Annotated in this window: 17 protein-coding genes; 9 read left to right on the plus strand and 8 right to left on the minus strand. The window is 70.1% G+C overall.

What is annotated here, in order from left to right; translation table 11 throughout:
- Window positions 1–118: 118 nt before the first annotated feature.
- Window positions 119–709, plus strand: a complete 591-nt coding sequence (locus ACZ7NC_RS10820; RefSeq protein ID WP_471486865.1) for an N-acetylmuramoyl-L-alanine amidase — start codon at window positions 119–121, stop codon at window positions 707–709.
- A 112-nt stretch (window positions 710–821) separates the two neighbouring features.
- Window positions 822–1,736 carry a 1-aminocyclopropane-1-carboxylate deaminase/D-cysteine desulfhydrase gene (locus ACZ7NC_RS10825; RefSeq protein WP_471486867.1) on the plus strand — a complete coding sequence of 305 codons (915 nt, stop codon included), beginning with the start codon at window positions 822–824 and terminating at the stop codon, window positions 1,734–1,736.
- A 7-nt stretch (window positions 1,737–1,743) separates the two neighbouring features.
- Here ACZ7NC_RS10825 and ACZ7NC_RS10830 read toward each other — a convergent pair whose 3' ends face one another.
- Window positions 1,744–3,339, minus strand: coding sequence for a Na+/H+ antiporter (locus ACZ7NC_RS10830; protein ID WP_471486869.1), 1,596 nt, complete (start codon window positions 3,337–3,339; stop codon window positions 1,744–1,746).
- A 208-nt stretch (window positions 3,340–3,547) separates the two neighbouring features.
- Between ACZ7NC_RS10830 and ACZ7NC_RS10835 the strand changes: the two genes are divergently transcribed.
- From ACZ7NC_RS10835 to ACZ7NC_RS10845, 3 genes are all read left to right on the plus strand, one after another.
- Window positions 3,548–3,808 (plus strand): UBP-type zinc finger domain-containing protein, encoded by a 261-nt coding sequence (locus tag ACZ7NC_RS10835; RefSeq protein ID WP_471486871.1) that lies wholly within the window; start codon window positions 3,548–3,550, stop codon window positions 3,806–3,808.
- Window positions 3,809–4,078: 270 nt separating this feature from the next.
- Window positions 4,079–4,492: an ATP-binding protein gene (locus ACZ7NC_RS10840; protein WP_004925829.1), complete on the plus strand. Its 414-nt coding sequence runs from the start codon at window positions 4,079–4,081 to the stop codon at window positions 4,490–4,492.
- Between the two features lie 17 nt (window positions 4,493–4,509).
- Window positions 4,510–5,664, plus strand: a complete 1,155-nt coding sequence (locus tag ACZ7NC_RS10845) for an RNA polymerase sigma factor SigF (protein ID WP_471487167.1) — start codon at window positions 4,510–4,512, stop codon at window positions 5,662–5,664.
- Window positions 5,665–5,707: 43 nt separating this feature from the next.
- On the opposite strand, the gene ACZ7NC_RS10850 is transcribed toward ACZ7NC_RS10845, so the two are convergent.
- Complete coding sequence (locus tag ACZ7NC_RS10850) at window positions 5,708–6,154, minus strand: hypothetical protein (RefSeq protein ID WP_471486873.1); 447 nt, start codon at window positions 6,152–6,154, stop codon at window positions 5,708–5,710.
- 208 nt (window positions 6,155–6,362) lie between these two features.
- Here ACZ7NC_RS10850 and ACZ7NC_RS10855 point away from each other — a divergent pair, with 208 nt between their 5' ends.
- Together ACZ7NC_RS10855 and ACZ7NC_RS10860 are read left to right on the plus strand one after the other, a co-directional pair.
- Entirely contained in the window at window positions 6,363–7,331 is a 969-nt protein-coding gene (locus tag ACZ7NC_RS10855; protein ID WP_471486875.1) for a diacylglycerol/lipid kinase family protein, read from the plus strand.
- A gap of 319 nt (window positions 7,332–7,650) precedes the next feature.
- Window positions 7,651–7,908: a WhiB family transcriptional regulator gene (locus ACZ7NC_RS10860; protein ID WP_006142322.1), complete on the plus strand. Its 258-nt coding sequence runs from the start codon at window positions 7,651–7,653 to the stop codon at window positions 7,906–7,908.
- Between the two features lie 228 nt (window positions 7,909–8,136).
- On the opposite strand, the gene ACZ7NC_RS10865 is transcribed toward ACZ7NC_RS10860, so the two are convergent.
- Complete coding sequence (locus tag ACZ7NC_RS10865) at window positions 8,137–9,603, minus strand: sensor histidine kinase (RefSeq protein ID WP_471487169.1); 1,467 nt, start codon at window positions 9,601–9,603, stop codon at window positions 8,137–8,139.
- Between the two features lie 423 nt (window positions 9,604–10,026).
- Entirely contained in the window at window positions 10,027–10,668 is a 642-nt protein-coding gene (locus ACZ7NC_RS10870; protein ID WP_471486878.1) for a TetR/AcrR family transcriptional regulator, read from the minus strand.
- Between the two features lie 95 nt (window positions 10,669–10,763).
- On the opposite strand from ACZ7NC_RS10870, the gene ACZ7NC_RS10875 reads away from it, so the two are divergent.
- Window positions 10,764–11,516 (plus strand): SDR family oxidoreductase, encoded by a 753-nt coding sequence (locus tag ACZ7NC_RS10875; RefSeq protein WP_471486880.1) that lies wholly within the window; start codon window positions 10,764–10,766, stop codon window positions 11,514–11,516.
- A 41-nt stretch (window positions 11,517–11,557) separates the two neighbouring features.
- Here the strand turns inward: ACZ7NC_RS10875 and ACZ7NC_RS10880 are convergent, their stop codons facing one another.
- Window positions 11,558–12,646: an SIS domain-containing protein gene (locus ACZ7NC_RS10880; protein WP_471486882.1), complete on the minus strand. Its 1,089-nt coding sequence runs from the start codon at window positions 12,644–12,646 to the stop codon at window positions 11,558–11,560.
- A 279-nt stretch (window positions 12,647–12,925) separates the two neighbouring features.
- Here ACZ7NC_RS10880 and nagB point away from each other — a divergent pair, with 279 nt between their 5' ends.
- Complete coding sequence (nagB, locus tag ACZ7NC_RS10885; RefSeq protein WP_471486884.1) at window positions 12,926–13,711, plus strand: glucosamine-6-phosphate deaminase; 786 nt, start codon at window positions 12,926–12,928, stop codon at window positions 13,709–13,711.
- Window positions 13,712–13,756: 45 nt separating this feature from the next.
- Here nagB and ACZ7NC_RS10890 read toward each other — a convergent pair whose 3' ends face one another.
- From ACZ7NC_RS10890 to ACZ7NC_RS10900, 3 genes are all read right to left on the minus strand, one after another.
- Window positions 13,757–14,236 carry a DUF3592 domain-containing protein gene (locus tag ACZ7NC_RS10890; protein WP_471486886.1) on the minus strand — a complete coding sequence of 160 codons (480 nt, stop codon included), beginning with the start codon at window positions 14,234–14,236 and terminating at the stop codon, window positions 13,757–13,759.
- Between the two features lie 96 nt (window positions 14,237–14,332).
- On the minus strand, window positions 14,333–15,814 hold the full coding sequence (locus tag ACZ7NC_RS10895; RefSeq protein ID WP_471486888.1) for a glycoside hydrolase family 3 protein: 1,482 nt from the start codon (window positions 15,812–15,814) through the stop codon (window positions 14,333–14,335).
- Between the two features lie 9 nt (window positions 15,815–15,823).
- Complete coding sequence (locus ACZ7NC_RS10900) at window positions 15,824–16,654, minus strand: carbohydrate ABC transporter permease (protein ID WP_471486890.1); 831 nt, start codon at window positions 16,652–16,654, stop codon at window positions 15,824–15,826.

A 16,654-nucleotide genomic window follows, 5' to 3' on the forward strand; every position in this document is an offset into this window, starting at 1 on the left:
CCGAAAAGACTCGCACACCGTGCGATTCGAGGAGTCCCGTCTGCCCGTTTTCGGTAGAGCACCGGTACGAGGCGGTCGCGTACGGCGGCCGGCGAACGGCGTGAAGGAGGCGGCGGCCATGGCCACACCCATGTCCGCGAGCAGGTTCCTGGAGAGACTCAGAGCGGAGGGCGTCACGGTCGTCGAGGTGGGCGACTGGGAGCACCACAACCGCAACCACGTGGGGCCGTGGGGTCCGGTCCACGGCGTGATGATCCACCACACGGTGACCAAGGGCAGCGCGCAGACCGTGGAACTCTGCCGCAACGGCTACGAGGGCCTGCCGGGCCCGTTGTGCCACGGCGTCATCACCAAGGACGGCAGGGTCCACCTCGTCGGCTACGGCCGCGCCAACCACGCCGGCCTCGGCGACGACGACGTGCTGCGCGCGGTCATCGCCGAGACGGCACTGCCTGCTGACAACGAGGCCAACACCGACGGCAACCGTCACTTCTACGGCTTCGAGTGCGAGAACCTGGGCGACGGTCAGGACCCGTGGCCCGAGGCCCAGCTGTCGGCGATCGAACGGGTCTCGGCCGCCGTCTGCCGCCAGCACGGCTGGACCGAGCGGTCGGTGATCGGCCATCTGGAGTGGCAGCCCGGGAAGGTGGATCCACGAGGGTTCACGATGGCAGGGATGCGGGGACGGATTCGGGAGCGGCTGGCGTAGCGCGGGGTTGATGCCCACGGCGGCCAGCGCGAGTGCGTGGGACTGCGCCGCCTTTTCGACCGGCCCAGCATTTCAGCCCGACGGGCGTTCGAGGACAAGCGACAATGGCGTGGTGACCAGCCACGACGCCGTGCCGGATCTCGCCCGCCTCCGCCCGCGACTCCCCTCCCCCTTGCAGGAGCTCACGGACGACCGGTTCGCGCGGCGCGGGCTGCGGCTGCTGCTCAAGCGGGACGATCTGATCCACCCGGAGCTGATCGGCAACAAATGGCGCAAGCTCGCGCCGAATCTGTCGGCCGCGGGACACCGTACGGTCGTCACCTTCGGCGGCGCCTACTCCAACCACCTGCGCGCCACCGCCGCCGCCGGCCGCCTCCTCGGTCTGCGCACGGTGGGGGTGGTGCGCGGGCAGGAGTTGGCCGAGCGGCCCCTCAACGCGTCGCTGGCGCGGTGTGCGGCCGACGGTATGCGGCTGCATTTCGTCGACAGGTCGACGTATCGCCGCAAGGCCGAGCCGGAGACTCTCACCGGCATCCTGCGTGGCATCGACGCCGAGGACGCCTATGTCGTACCGGAAGGCGGGAGCAATGCGCCTGCCGTACGAGGGTGCCGGGCGCTCGGCGAGGAGCTGCGCGGGCGGGCCGATGTGGTGGCGGTCGCCTGCGGTACGGGTGGGACGCTGGCGGGGCTCGCCGCCGGGCTCGATCCCGGTCAGTGGGCCTTGGGTGTGCCCGTCCTCAAGGGTGGCTTCCTGGGTGATGACGTGCGGGGTCTGCAGAGCGAGGCGTTCGGGGGGCCTCGGGGCGACTGGTGGCTGGACGAACGGTTTCACTTCGGGGGCTACGCCCGGACCACTCCCGAACTCGACGCCTTCGCCGCGGACTTCGAGGAGCGACACGGGGTGGCCGTGGAACGTCTCTATGTCGCCAAATTGCTGTACGGGGTGACCGCGCTGGCGCGGGAGGGGGCGTTTCCGCGGGGCACGGTGGTCGCGGCCGTCGTCACCGGGGCCCCGTTCGAGGGGTGACCACGGCTCACTGGGCCTCCCGGTAGGCCGCCGCCTCCTCCAGATCCAGCCTGCGCAGCAGCGTTCGTAGCATCTCGTCGTCGATGTAGCGGCCGTCCCGGAGCCGCACGAACACCGCGCGTTCGGTGCCGATCACCTCGCGGGACAGCCGGCGGTAGGTGTCGTCGACGGACTCACCGGTGATGGGGTTGGCCTGGCCGAGGCGTTCCCAGACGGAGTTGCGGCGGCGCTCCAGGACGGCTCGCAGGCGGTCGGCGAGGGGCTCGGGCAGCGCGTTGCGTTCGTCGGAGAGGAGTTCCTCCAGACGGCGTTCGGCGGCGCGGGAGGCCTGTGCCTGGGCGTTCGCCTCGGCGAGGGTCTCGGCCTGGGGGTCGCGGCCGGGGAGCTTCAGCATGCGGATCAGCGGGGGCAGCGTCACGCCCTGGACGACCAGCGTGCCGATCACCGTCGTGAAGGTGAGGAAGAGGATGAGGTTGCGCTCGGGGAACTCCTCGCCGCCGTGCACGGTCAGCGGGATCGAGAAGGCGATCGCCAGCGAGACGACCCCTCTCATCCCGGCCCAGCCGATGATGAACGCGCCCTTCCATGTCGGGTTCGCCTCGCGCTCCCTGATCCGCGCCGACAACAGGCGCGGCAGGAACGTCGCCGGATACACCCACACGAACCGCGAGCCGACGACCATCAGGAAGACGGCGATCGCGTACCAGGCGGCCCGGCTGCCCTCGTACTCGCCGAGCCCCTTGAGGACCACCGGCAACTGCAGTCCGATCAGCGCGAACACCGCCGACTCCAGCACGAACGCCACCATCTTCCACACCGCCTCCTCCTGGAGCCGGGTGGCGAAGTCGACCTCCCAGGCGCGGTGCCCCAGGTACAGCGCGACGACCACCACCGCCAGCACTCCGGAGGCGTGCACCTGCTCGGCGACCGCGTACGCGACGAACGGGATCAGGAGCGAGAGCGTGTTCTGCAGCAGCACCTCCTTCACATGCGTGCGCAGCCAGTGGATCGGCACCATCAGCACCAGACCCACGCCGATTCCGCCGAACGCCGCGAGCAGGAACTCACCGATACCGCCGGCCCAGGTGGCGCCCTCCCCGACGGCGGCCGCGAGCGCCACGCGGTAGGCGGTGATCGCGGTGGCGTCGTTCACCAGGGACTCGCCCTGCAGGATCGTGGTGATCCGGGAAGGCAGCCCCACCCGGCGCGCGACCGCCGTCGCGGCGACCGCGTCCGGCGGCGCCACCACCGCGCCCAGCACCAGCGCCGCGGTCAGCGGCAGACCCGGTACGACGAGATAGGCGAGCGAGCCGACGGCGAAGGTCGCGAAGAGGACGTAGCCCACCGAGAGCAGCATCACGGGCCGCAGCTGGGCCCGAAGATCGAGATACGAGCTGTCCGTCGCCGCGGTGTGCAGCAGCGGCGGCAGTACCAGCGGCAGGACGACGTGCGGATCGAGGGTGTACTCGGGCACGCCGGGCAGATACGACACCGCGAGCCCGGCCGCGACCAGCATCAGCGGCGCCGGCACGGGCGTCCGCCGCGCGGCCGCGGCGACGACGGCACTCCCCGCCACCAGCAACAACAGCGGCATCACGTCCATGCGTCTCGCCCACCCTCGCCCGCGCCGTCACCGGCGGCACCTCGCCGACGCCCACCAGTCACCACGAGCCCGACCCCGACGGCAACCCCCGTCTCACGCCCACCGGCGACCCCGTTCATCGCTCTTCGCCCGCCCTCGCTCATCATCGCCGCCACCCGCCGTCGATTTTCCGCGCGGGTGTGCGCGTGGCCGTCGTAACCTGGCAATCATGAAACAGTGCACGCACGCCGACGCGCTGCCGCACCCGGAACCCGAGCCGCTCAACGAGACGTGTCCCACGTGTCTCGCGGAGGGCTGGCACCCGGTGCAGCTGCGGTTGTGCCTCACCTGCGGTCACGTCGGCTGCTGCGACTCCTCGCCGGGACGCCACGCCACGGAGCACCACAAGGAGTCCGGGCACCCCATCATGCGGACCTTCGAGCCCGGCGAGTCCTGGCGCTGGTGCTTCGTCGACCACGTACTGGTGTGACGCGGACGTAGGCTGGACGTCCGGGGATCCGGACGGTTCGACCGTCTGACGTCTGGGTACGTCAAACCGGCGCGCGCTCTTCCCAATTGGGCCCGCGGACCCCCTAGCCACGGAGCGTATCCGTGTGTTTACTATGAGTGACAGCAAGGGGTTGGGGTCCTGGGGACAGGAAAGTTAAGAGCGCGATAGCGTCACCGCTGAACCACACATCGCGTTACCCCGGGGGGCGACCCTCGGCCCCGAGAAGCTTGTACCACCTTGGAGGTGAGGGTGTCCCAGATCGCAGGCGAGCCCGCGACCCAGGACTTCGTGGAAGTCCGGCTGCCGGCCGCGGGTGCCTACCTGTCGGTGCTGCGTACGGCGACTGCCGGCCTCGCGGCCCGTTTGGACTTCACCCTCGACGAGATCGAGGACCTCCGCATCGCGGTGGACGAGGCCTGCGCGATCCTGCTCCAGCAGGCCGTGCCCGGCTCGGTGCTCAGCTGTGTCTTCCGGCTGGTCGACGACTCGCTCGAGGTCACCGTCTCGGCCCCGACCACGGACGGCCACGCCCCCTCCAGGGACACCTTCGCCTGGACCGTGCTGTCGGCCCTGGCGGGCAAGGTCTCCTCCGCCGTGGACGAGGACAAAACCGTTTCGATCAGCCTCTACAAACAGCGCGGCGCGGGACCCGGGCCGGCGTGAGGAACGGGGACGGGCCGGTGCGGGACGAAGAGCGCGGCACACGGGAGCTGCCGGACACTCCACCCTGCTCGGGTGGAGCCGAGAGTCCGGGCGCGGACCTGAGCGGTTCCCGACGCATGGTGGACGGCATCGACGGCATCCCCGAGCAGGCCCGGCCGCACCCGGAGGACGACTCCGTGGAGGCCGGTTTCCTGGGCGACGGACGGGAGGGCGAAGGTGCCGTGCAGGGTGCGCCTCTGGGCGGGCGGATCGGGGTGTCACCCGTCCATGGAGGTTCCCCCGCTCGTTCGAAGCCGAGAGTGGGGGCGGAGGCGAAAGCTCGGGAGAGGGCTACGGGCGGGACGATGAGCGAGCACGAGCGGGACGCCGACGGCAAGGCGACGGTTGCGCGCAGCGCGCAGGCCACGCAGCACGATCCTCATGACCGCAGCGGGGCGCGCGCCATGTTCCTCGAACTGCGCAAGCTGCAGGACGGCAGCCAGGAGTACGCGGAGCTGCGCAACCAGCTGGTCCGGATGCACCTGCCGCTCGTCGAGCACCTCGCGCGCCGCTTCCGCAACCGCGGCGAGCCGCTCGACGACCTCACCCAGGTCGCCACCATCGGCCTGATCAAGTCGGTCGACCGGTTCGACCCGGACCGCGGCGTCGAGTTCTCGACCTACGCGACCCCGACGGTCGTCGGCGAGATCAAGCGGCACTTCCGTGACAAGGGCTGGGCGGTGCGCGTGCCGCGGCGCCTTCAGGAGCTGCGCCTCGCGCTCACGACGGCCACGGCCGAGCTGTCCCAGCAGAACGGTCGCTCCCCCACCGTCCATGAGCTCGCCGAGAAGCTGGCGATCTCGGAGGAGGAGGTCCTGGAGGGCCTGGAGTCCGCCAACGCGTACTCCACGCTGTCCCTGGACGTCCCCGACACCGACGACGAGTCGCCGGCGGTCGCCGACACCCTCGGCGCGGAGGACGAGGCGCTGGAGGGCGTCGAGTACCGCGAGTCCCTCAAGCCGCTGCTTGAGGATCTCCCGCCGCGCGAGAAGCGGATCCTGTTGCTGCGCTTCTTCGGCAACATGACCCAGTCGCAGATCGCGCAGGAGGTCGGCATCTCCCAGATGCACGTGTCCCGGCTGCTGGCGCGCACGCTGGCGCAGTTGCGGGAGAAGCTCCTGGTGGAGGAGTGACGGGCCCAGGCCCCTGCGGAGCGATGAGCCGAAAGCCGATGACCTACTTCTGATCCTGCGCGTTGCCGGGCCCCCGGATCCCGAGGGCCCGGGTCGTCTCCGAATTGATCAGGAACACGAGCGTGGCGATCGCGACCACGGCGGTCGCGATACCCGCCGGGATGGCGATGCTGTCGGCCTGCAACAGGCTGTAGGCCACCGGCAGCGCCAGGATCTGGGTGATCATGGACGGCCCCCGGCTCCAGCTGCGCTGAGCGAACAGCCCCCGCGCGGCGAGCAATGGCAGCAGGGCCAGAGCGAGCAGCGTCACGCCGAGTGTGACGGCCTGCTGCCGGTCGTCCGGTTCCCCGGCGAGCCCGAGCACCAGCACCCACACACCGCCGACGGCAAGCGCCACCCCTTCCAGCGCGGTCAACACCGCCGCATACGTCAGGCGCCGCGGACGCGGACCGGTGGTTTCGGGGGTGTCGGGACTCTGCTCCTTGGTCACCCTTGAAGGGTAGCCGCCGGCATCACCCAGCCCGTCCGGCGTTTGAGGACAGTGGCTCGCTGCAACACCGGGCGCCCAACAACCGACGGCGCAAGACCCCCCGGCCAAGCCGACGCAGTCCCCCCGTGTCGAGACTCACGCCCCCTCTCTTACTTGATCCCTACCTCGACCTGTGCCCCGGTACCCCCCAGTAGGTACGCTGCAACTCATGCGTGCACTACTCGTGGTCAATCCGGCAGCAACCACCACAAGCGCACGTACGCGCGATGTCCTGATCCATGCGCTCGCCAGCGAGATGAAGCTGGAGGCGGTCACCACCGAGTACCGCGGCCACGCGCGCGACCTGGGCCGGCAGGCGGCGGAGAGCGCCGACATCGACCTGGTCGTGGCCCTCGGCGGCGACGGCACCGTCAACGAGGTCGTCAACGGACTCCTGCACGCCGGCCCCGACCCGGGGCACCTCCCCGGCCTGGCCGTGGTCCCCGGCGGTTCCACCAACGTCTTCGCCCGCGCCCTCGGTCTGCCGAACGACCCCGTCGAGGCGACCGGCGCCCTCCTGGACGCCCTGCGCGACGGCGGCGAACGTACGGTCGGCCTCGGCCTGGCGTCAGGAACCCCGGGTTCGGAGGACGAGGCGGTCCCGCCCCGCTGGTTCCTCTTCAACGCGGGACTCGGCTTCGACGCGGGTGTGGTGGGCCGGGTGGAGCAGCAGCGCGAACGCGGCCGCAAATCCACACACGCTCTCTACCTTCGCCAGGCCCTGCGCCAATTCCTGGGCGAGCCCAACCGCCGGCACGGCACGATCACGCTGGAGCGACCGGGCGAGGACCCGATGACCGATTTGGTGCTGTCCATAGTCTGCAACACCGCCCCGTGGACGTATCTGGGCAATCGTCCGGTGTACGCGGCGCCTAAGGCCTCGTTCGATACGGGCCTCGACGTACTCGGTCTCAGCCGTATGTCCACGGTCGCGGTTGCCCGGTATGCAACGCAGTTGCTCACTTCGTCCCCCGAGCGCGGGGCCCGTGGAAAGCATGCGGTCACTCTGCACGACCTGGACCAGTTCACCTTGCATTCGAAGGTCCTGTTGCCCCTTCAGATGGACGGCGACCACCTCGGGCTACGTACGAGCGTGACGTTCACAGGCGTACGCCGTGCACTGCGTGTGATTGTGTGAGCGGAACGGGCCAAAGTCCTTTCACTCGAACGTTTAGGCCAGGATCCACCCCATGGAAGTACGGCTGTGACCTAGTCGACACCGAGGAATCAAAAAAAACTTTCCGGAAGGGGTTGTATCCGCCGCTGAGGTTTGCGAGTCTCTACGTGGCGATCGGGACAGCCCGCAACACCGGCATCCACAGATCACCGGAACCCCTCTTCAAATCACAGGACCTCGTCAGGGAACCTGACGGTCGGCCCTTCACTTGTTGAGGGATTCGTGAAAGCGTTCACATTCACAAGCAATCAGCACGTAATACCAAGGAGAGGTAGCAGCCATGGACTGGCGTCACAACGCCGTTTGCCGCGAGGAAGACCCCGAGCTCTTCTTCCCCATCGGCAACACCGGTCCTGCGCTGCTGCAGATCGAGGAAGCCAAGGCCGTCTGCCGTCGCTGCCCCGTTATGGATCAGTGTCTGCAGTGGGCGCTCGAGTCCGGTCAGGACTCCGGCGTCTGGGGTGGTCTCAGCGAGGACGAGCGCCGCGCCATGAAGCGCCGCGCCGCCCGCAACCGGGCCCGTCAGGCCTCCGCCTGACAACCCGCCCCGCTAAAACAGCCTGAGCTTGGCGGCGCGTACAGCGAGTACGCATCTCCCGCCCCCGAGCCGCAGCGCGCAGTACCCCCGATGCGCAGCGAATGCTGGCAACGAGCATGTTGAGCCCCAGCCCCCTGAACGGGCTGGGGCTCTTTGCTGTGCTGGGGCTCTTTGCTGTCCTGAGGCTCGTGGCTGTCGCGGGGCTCTCGGCCGCACTGAGGCTCTCGCCTATTTGGGCGTCCGCACCGGGATGTCGAGGATCACCCGGGTCCCCCGCTCCGGCGCCGGGACCATGTCGAACGTACCGCCCAACTCCCCCTCCACCAGCGTCCGTACGATCTGCAGGCCGAGGTTGCCCGCGGTGTGCGGGTCGAAGCCCTCGGGGAGGCCCACCCCGTCGTCCTGGACGGTGACCAGGAGGCGGGCCTGTTTCGTCGTACCGCCGCGGACCGCCGCCACCTCGACCGTGCCGGTCTCGCCCTCACGGAAGCCGTGCTCCAGGGCGTTCTGGAGAACCTCGGTCAGGACCATCGACAGCGGGGTGGCGACCTCGGCGTCCAGGATGCCGAAGCGGCCGGTGCGCCGGCCGTTGACCTTGCCGGGCGCGATCTCGGCGACCATGGCCAGCACCCGGTCGGCGATCTCGTCGAACTCCACGCGCTCGTCGAGGTTCTGGGAGAGCGTCTCGTGCACGATCGCGATCGAGCCGACTCGCCGTACCGCCTCCTCCAGTGCCTCACGGCCGCGTTCGGACTCGATGCGCCGGGCCTGGAGACGGAGCAGGGCCGCCACCGTCTGGAGGTTGTTCTTCACCCGGTGGTGGATCTCCCGGATGGTCGCGTCCTTGGTGATCAACTCCTGCTCGCGACGGCGCAGTTCGGTGACGTCCCGGAGCAGGACGAGTGAACCGATGCGGGTGCCCTTGGGCTTGAGCGGGATCGCGCGGAACTGGATGACCCCGTCGTTGGCCTCGATCTCGAAGTTGCGGGGCGCCCAGCCGCTGGCGACCTTGGCGAGCGCCTCGTCCACCGGGCCGTGGGTCGGGGCGAGTTCGGCGGTGGTCTTGCCCAGGTGGTGGCCGACGAGGTCGGAGGCGAGGCCGAGACGGTGGTAGGCCGACAGCGCGTTCGGGGAGGCGTACTGGACGAGGCCGTCGGCGTCGAGGCGGATCAGACCGTCGCCGACGCGTGGCGAGGCGTCCATGTCGACCTGCTGGTTGGCGAACGGGAACGAGCCTGCCGCGATCATCTGCGCGAGATCCGAGGCGCTTTGGAGGTACGTCAGCTCCAGTCGGCTCGGGGTGCGGACGGTCAGCAGGTTGGTGTTCCTCGCGATCACACCCAGGACGCGTCCGTCCCGTCGTACGGGAATCGACTCGACGCGGACCGGTACCTCCTCGCGCCACTCCGGGTCGCCCTCGCGCACGATGCGGCCCTCGTCGAGCGCGGCGTCCAGCATCGGACGGCGGCCGCGCGGGACGAGATGACCGACCATGTCGTCCTGGTACGAGGTCGGGCCGGTGTTGGGCCGCATCTGCGCCACGGAGACATAGCGGGTGCCGTCGCTGGTGGGGACCCACAGGACGAGGTCGGCGAAGGAGAGGTCGGAGAGCAGCTGCCACTCCGAGACCAGCAGGTGCAGCCACTCGAGGTCGGAGTCGTCGAGGGCCGTGTGCTGGCGTACGAGTTCGTTCATGGAGGGCACGTGGCCGAGCGTACCTGGCGGTACGGACATGGCTGGAAAGCGGCCACTTCGGAGGCGGTCCTGGCCCGAAAACACCCGCGGGCCGCGGCGCCTGAGAGGGACCCTCAACCCTCTCGGCACCGCAGCCCGGAGCAATATCGGCCGTGGGGTGTGCGGTCCCGGTCGGCCGAAGGATGAGGAGCCGGGGCAGTCAGGGCAGAGAGCTCCGGTTCCTCGGTCCGCCTTCCTGTGCGGGGAAGGCGGAAGTCGGTGCGTTCTTCGCCTACGCACTACTCGCCATTGTGGACTAGACCACTCTGGTGTGTCCATGCGTTGGAGCGTGTTTACTGTTGACGCTTCTCTCGCGGGCTCCCCACCAGTTGGGGAACTGACGGGACGCCCTGGCATACATCACGCAGCCTAACCCGTGTGGGTTCATGTGCGGGGCCAGATGGCCATGGCAATTTCCACGAGCGCCTCCAGTTCCTCCCGGCTCGCCCCGTCGCGCGCCTGTTGCGACATGCCGTGGATCATCGCGCCGGCGTGACGGGCGAGGGCGGCGGCGTCGGTGCCCTCGGGAAGGGTGCCGGTGGCGATGTCCTCTTCGATACGGCCCTCGAAGGCGGCGATGGTGGCGTTGCGGCGGTCGCGCAGGGAGGCGGCGACCTCTGGGGTCGTGCAGTTGGTGGCCGCGTGGGCGATGAGGCAGCCGTGCGGACGGTCGGGGTCCGTGTACGCGTCGGCGGCCGCCCGCAGGGTCAGCTCGACGGCCGCCCGCGAGGTGGGCGCCTCGACGAGGGCGCGATCGGCGAACGCGGCGTAGCGGGCGGTGTAGGCGCCGACGACCTCCTCGAAGAGCGAACGCTTGTCACCGAAGGCCGCGTACAGACTCGGCGCGCCGATGTCCATGGCCCGGGTGAGGTCGGAGACGGAGGTCGCCTCGTAACCGCGCTCCCAGAACGCCAGGATCGCCTTCTCCAGCGCGGTCTCACGGTCGAAGGAACGGGGGCGGCCGCGGGGCCTGGACGCCGGCCGGGCCCCGGCGCCCGTCTGCGCCGTCTCGTCGCTGCTCACCATGGAGTTCATTTTATAGGGAGCGCTAGAGAAATGTCGGAGGGGCGCTGTACGGTATTTCTGTAGCGATCATTAGGCAATGATGAGGGGGCGTCGGCATGGGTGTGCTCGCGGGCAGGACGGCATTGGTCACGGGGGCGAGCAGGGGGATCGGACGGGCGATCGCCGAGCGGCTGGCCCGCGACGGGGCACGGGTCGCCGTGCACTACGGCAGCAATGAGGCGGCGGCGAAGGAGACGGTCGACGCGATCGAGGCGGGTGGCGGCAGGGCCTTCGCGATCCGCGCGGAGCTGGGCGTGCCGGGGGACGCGGAGACCTTGTGGGAGGCCTTCGACCGGCATGCGCAGGGGGTGGACATCCTGGTCAACAACGCGGGCATGGCGATCTTCGCGTCGATCGGCGAGACGGACGAGGAGGCGTACGACCGGACGCAGGCGGTCAATGCGAAGGCGCCGTTCTTCATCGTCAAGCACGGTCTGCGACGCCTGCGCGACGAGGGCCGGATCATCAACGTCACCGCCGCCACGGACGCCGCCATCGCCCCCATCGCCGCCACCCACATGGCCAAGGGCGCGGTCACGACCCTGACCCGCTCGCTCGCGGCCGAGTTGGCGCCGCGCGGCATCACGGCCAACTCGGTGGGGCCCGGTTTCATCGACACGGACCTGACGAGCGGGGCGCTGGCCGATCCCGGCATACGCGCGCACGCCGAGGCCGTCTCGGTCTTCAAGCGCGTCGGTACGACGTCCGACGTCGCGGATGTGGCGGCCTTCCTGGCGTCGCCGGACTCCCGCTGGATAACGGGGCAGCACATCGACGCGACCGGGGGCTCACTGCTGAGCCTGCACTAGCGGCCCACCGGGCCCTCGCCCACTCCCTCCTCTCAGCGCTCTCAGCGGGTCTCCGTGACTTTCGCCAAGGCACGCGGGGCGTCCGGGTCCTGCCCCCTGGCGATGGTGACCTCGTAGGCGAGGAGCTGGAGCGGGAGGATCTCCAGGATCGGCTGGACCTCCTCGGCCACCTCCTCGGTGGGCAGGACAAAGCCGGCCGAGGCCCGTTCGACATGGTGTCGGGGACCGATGACGACCAGGTCGGCGCCGCGGCCGCGGAGTCGGTCGAGGACCGGCCGGAGGGCCTCGCCGCCCTTGCCGTCGGTGACGACCGCGATGACCGGGGAGACGTTGTCGACCATGGCGAGCGGGCCGTGCAGAAGATCGGCGCCTGAGTACGCGAGCGCCGGGATGTAGCTGGTCTCCATCAGCTTGAGGGCGGCTTCCTTCGCCGTGGGATAGCCGTAGCCGCGGGAGGTGATCACCATGCGCTCGGCGAAGCGGTAGCGGGCGGCGAGGGAGCGGACCTCGTCGTGCCGGGCGAGCAGCCGCTCGGCCAGATCCGGGAGCACCTTGGCGGCGGTGCCGGCGCCGCCGCGCAGACCTTCGACGAAGAGGTACAGCGCGAGAAGGGAGGCCGTATAGGTCTTGGTCGCCGGCAGGGCCCGCTCCGGTCCGGCCATGATGTCGAGGTGGTACTCGGACACACCGGCCAGCGGGGAGTCGGGGTTGTTGGTCACCGCGAGCGTGATCGCGCCGGCCTCGCGGGCGGCCCGTGTGGAGGCGACCAGGTCCGGTGAGCCGCCGGACTGGCTGACGGTGATGACGAGGACGTCGGTCAGGTCGGGGCGGGCGCCGTAGGCCGTGGTCGTCGACATCGAGGTCAGGCCGCAGGGCAGGCCGAGGCGGATCTCCAGGAGGTACTTGGCGTAGAGCGCGGCGTTGTCGGAGGTGCCGCGGGCGGTGAGCAGGACGAAGCGCGGGGCGCGGGCGGCGATCCGCTGGGCGACCTCACGGATGGCGGGGGCGCCCTGGGACAGGATCCGGCGCAGCACGGCGGGCTGTTCGGCCATCTCGCGGGCCATGATCCGGCCGGGGAGCTCGTTGCGCGGAGCCTGGGGGTCGGGAGGGTACGGGGTCGTGGTGGTCATGGGCCCTTCCTGCTCTCGCGCTTGTCGTGCCGGGCATGGCGCCTGTCGCTTCGGGCGGACAGCGACGGACAGTTCGGACAGGCAGTTCGGACGGACGGTTCGGACGGACAGTCTCCATTCCACTCCCCCATGGGAAATGACGCCTGCCCGACGGGCTCCGGAAATGTCCACGGGGCATTCGTTCACCTGGGCCGCAGAGCCCCGCTCTGTTAGATTGGTCTAAACCACATGCCCCTTCAGGGTGCCCTTCGAGTCCCTCTTCAGATCGGCAGGCCCAGCGTGGAAGTTGTCATCGTTCCGGACGCCAAGGCGGGTGGCGAGCTGATAGCCGAGGCCATGGCCCAGCTGCTCGGGCGCAAGCCCGACGCCCTGCTCGGCGTGGCCACCGGGTCGACGCCACTGCCCATCTACACGGCGCTGGCGGGCAAGGTGCGCTCCGGCGCCGTGGACGCGTCACGGGCGCGGATCGCGCAGCTGGACGAATATGTGGGGCTGCCCGCCGAGCACCCGGAGTCCTACCGCTCGGTGCTGCGGCGCGAGGTGCTGGAGCCGCTGGGGCTCGGGATGGACGCGTTCATGGGGCCGGACGGTACGGCCGAGGACGTGCAGGGCGCGTGCGAGGCGTATGACGCGGCGCTGGCCGCCGCCGGGGGCGTCGACCTGCAGTTGCTCGGGATCGGGACCGACGGGCACATCGGGTTCAACGAGCCCTGTTCGTCGCTGGCTTCGCGGACGCGGATCAAGACCCTGACCGAGCAGACCCGCGTCGACAACGCGCGGTTCTTCGACGGGGACATCGAGCAGGTGCCGCATCACGTCATCACGCAGGGGATCGGCACGATTCTGGAGGCGCGGCATCTGGTGTTGCTGGCCACCGGTGAGGGCAAGGCGGACGCGGTTGCGGCGACCGTCGAAGGCCCGGTCGCGGCCGTCTGCCCGGCCTCGGCACTGCAACTGCATCCGCACGCCACCGTCGTGGTCGACGAGGCCGCCGCGTCGAAGCTGAAGCTGGCCGACTACTTCCGGCACACCTACGTCAACAAGCCGGAGTGGCAGGGGATCTGAGGGGAACCTCGTACTCCCCTCACAGGCCTCTACTCACAGGCCGTCTCACCGGGTGCGCCGCCGCCCCAGCACCGCAACGGCCGTCCCGATTCCCCCGATCACGAGCCCGATCCCGCCGAAGATCAGCGGTAGCAGCCACAGCGAGGCGAAGCCGTTGATCCGGGCGTCCTCGGGGGAATCGGCGCGGTAGAGGACCTCGACCCGCTCGCCCTGCTCGTACGACGGCGGATTGGAACCCGTCGAGCTGCGGAACGTCCTGGGCATGCCGTCCGCCGCGGTGAACTCGACCACCGGGTACGCCACGGGCCGGTTGTTCTCCCTGGACTTGCGGGACGCGCCGTTGTTGTCGCTGCGCCACTCCAGCTCCACCACCGTGCCCCTGGCCCGCTCCGCATCCGCGAGGAACGAGACCGATATCCCCGCCAGGATCAGCCCGATGACCAAGAACACCGCTCCGAACGCGATCGCCCCGAAGGCGATCCACCGGCGGGCACGCCGCCCACGCGCCTGAACCTGAAACTGCACGACGTCCCCCTCATCCGTCCGGACCGAGCCGGAGTGAGAGGGACGCTATCCCAGGTATTCGATCACCGTGCTCCCGCCCCGGGCGGCCCCGATCCCTCACACCCCCGCGATGACCTCCGCCGCCGCCCGGCCGCACACGCGGGCCGCGCCGTAGGTGGCGATGTGCAGGGCGCCCCGGGGGGAGGCCTGGGGGACGCCCATCTCGACGACGATCGTGTCGGGGCGGGATTCCAGGAGGGCGTCCAGGGCCGTCGCCATCCAGGGGTGGCGGTGTTCGTCGCGGACCACGGCCACGACTCGACGGTCGCCGGCCGCTTCGAGGGCCGCTCCGGCCGCGTCGCCCCCCGAGTAGCTGCCCGTCTCCGTCCCGGGCAGGAGGCGGGCCAGTTCCGCCGCCACGCCCCACGGGGTCTCGTCGCCGACCGCGATGTTGGCGACCGGGGTGAAGGCGGCGACGTACGGCGGTTCCGTGAGCGGGGCGAAGGGGGAGGCCGGGGTCGCCCTCAGGGCGCGGCGGGCGGCGACGAGGCCCACGTCCGGCTGTGACTCGCCCTCGGCCCCGGGCACGGTCGCCGTCCAGTCGGCCAGCTCGCGTACCCGCCGCGCCGCCTCCGCCAGCCTTGCCTCGGGGAGTTGGCCCGAGCGGACCGCCGCGACCAACGCGTCCCGCAGGCGCCGTACCGTGTCGTCGTCCGCGAGCCCACCGCCCACGCAGATCGCGTCGGCGCCGGCCGCGATGGCGAGGACGCTGCCACGTTCGATGCCGTAGGTCGCGGCGATGGCCTGCATCTCCATGCCGTCGGTGACGATCAGGCCGGTGTAGCCCAGTTCGCCGCGCAGGAGATCGGAAAGGACCGGGCGGGAGAGGGTCGCCGGGTGGTCCGGGTCCAGGGCGGGGACGAGGATGTGCGCGCTCATCACCCCTCGCGTGCCGGCGGCGATCGCCGCGCGGAACGGGGAGAGTTCGCGGTCCGTCAGAACCGAGACGTCCGCGTCGATGCGGGGCAGGGCGTGGTGGGAGTCGACCGCCGTGTCGCCGTGGCCGGGGAAGTGCTTGGTGCAGGCCGCGACGCCTGCCGACTGCAACCCCGTGACATAAGCAGCCGTATGCCTGGCCACCAGGGCGGTGTCGGCGCCGAAGGAGCGTACGCCGATGACCGGGTTCGCGGGGTTGGAGTTCACGTCCGCCGACGGGGCCCAGTTGAGGTTCACTCCGCAGGCGGCCAGGCGGCGGCCGAGTTCGGCGGCCACCTCCCTCGTCAGCTCCACGTCGTCCACGGCGCCCAGCGCGTGGTTGCCGGGGAAGCTGGAGCCGTTCCGCACCTCCAGCCTCGTCACATCACCCCCCTCCTCGTCGATCGCGACCAGCACGTCGTCCCGCTCGGCACGCAACTGGGCCGTCAGTGCGGCCAGTTGCTCGGGCGAGGCGATGTTGCGGCCGAACAGGCCGACGGAGGCGAGGCCCTCGCCGAGCCGGCGCAGCAGCCAGTCGGGGGCGGTGGTGCCGGTGAAGCCTGGCTGGAGGACCGTCAGCGCGTCGCGCGTGAGGGTGTCGGTACCGCTGGCGAATGTCGTCATCGGGTGGCGTTATCCCTTCACGGCGCCGGCCGTCAGGCCGCTGACAGCCTTGCGCTGCAGGAAGACGAAGAGGATCAGGATCGGGATGGCGAAGAGGGAGGACGCCGCCATCGTCGCGCCCCAGTCGTTGCCGAAGGCGGTCTGGAAGCTGGACAGCCACAGTGGCAGGGTCTGCGCCTCCGCCTCCTTGTTCAGCACCAGGACCAGGGGGAATTCATTCCATGCGGTGATGAAGCCGAACAGCGAGGTGGACATCAGACCGGGGGCCAGCAGCGGCAGGATGACCTTGCGGAAGGCCTGCGCGCGGGTGCAGCCGTCGACCATCGCGGCCTCCTCCAGGTCCCGGGGCACGGCGGCGACGAAGCCGCGCAGCGTCAGGATGGTGAAGGGCAGGACCATCATCATGTAGAAGACCGTCAGCGGCACGAGGCTGTTCAGCAGCGAGGCGTCCCGCACGATCATGTACATCGCGATGATCATGACCTCCCAGGGTGCCATCTGGGCCAGCATGAACCCGATGACGAACCCGCGCCGCCCCTTGAAGCGCATCCGCGCGAGGGCGAAGGAGCCCGCGAGCGCGATGACCAGGGCGAGGCCGACCGCGCAGACGGTGACGATCAGCGAGTTGGTGACGTACGTCCAGAAGTGGTCGACGCCGGTCGCCGTCTTGAAATGCTCGAAGGTGATGTCGGTCGGGAACCACACCGGGTCCTCGGAGATGATGTCGCCGGTCGGCTTGAAGGCCGTGGCGAACATCCAGTACACGGGGAAGACGAAGCCGATGAACAGGACGACGGCCGTGACGTTGGGCCACAGTCGGCCGAAGAGCGAGCGCTTCAC

Source organism: Streptomyces sp. NPDC111802, assembly GCF_055634335.1.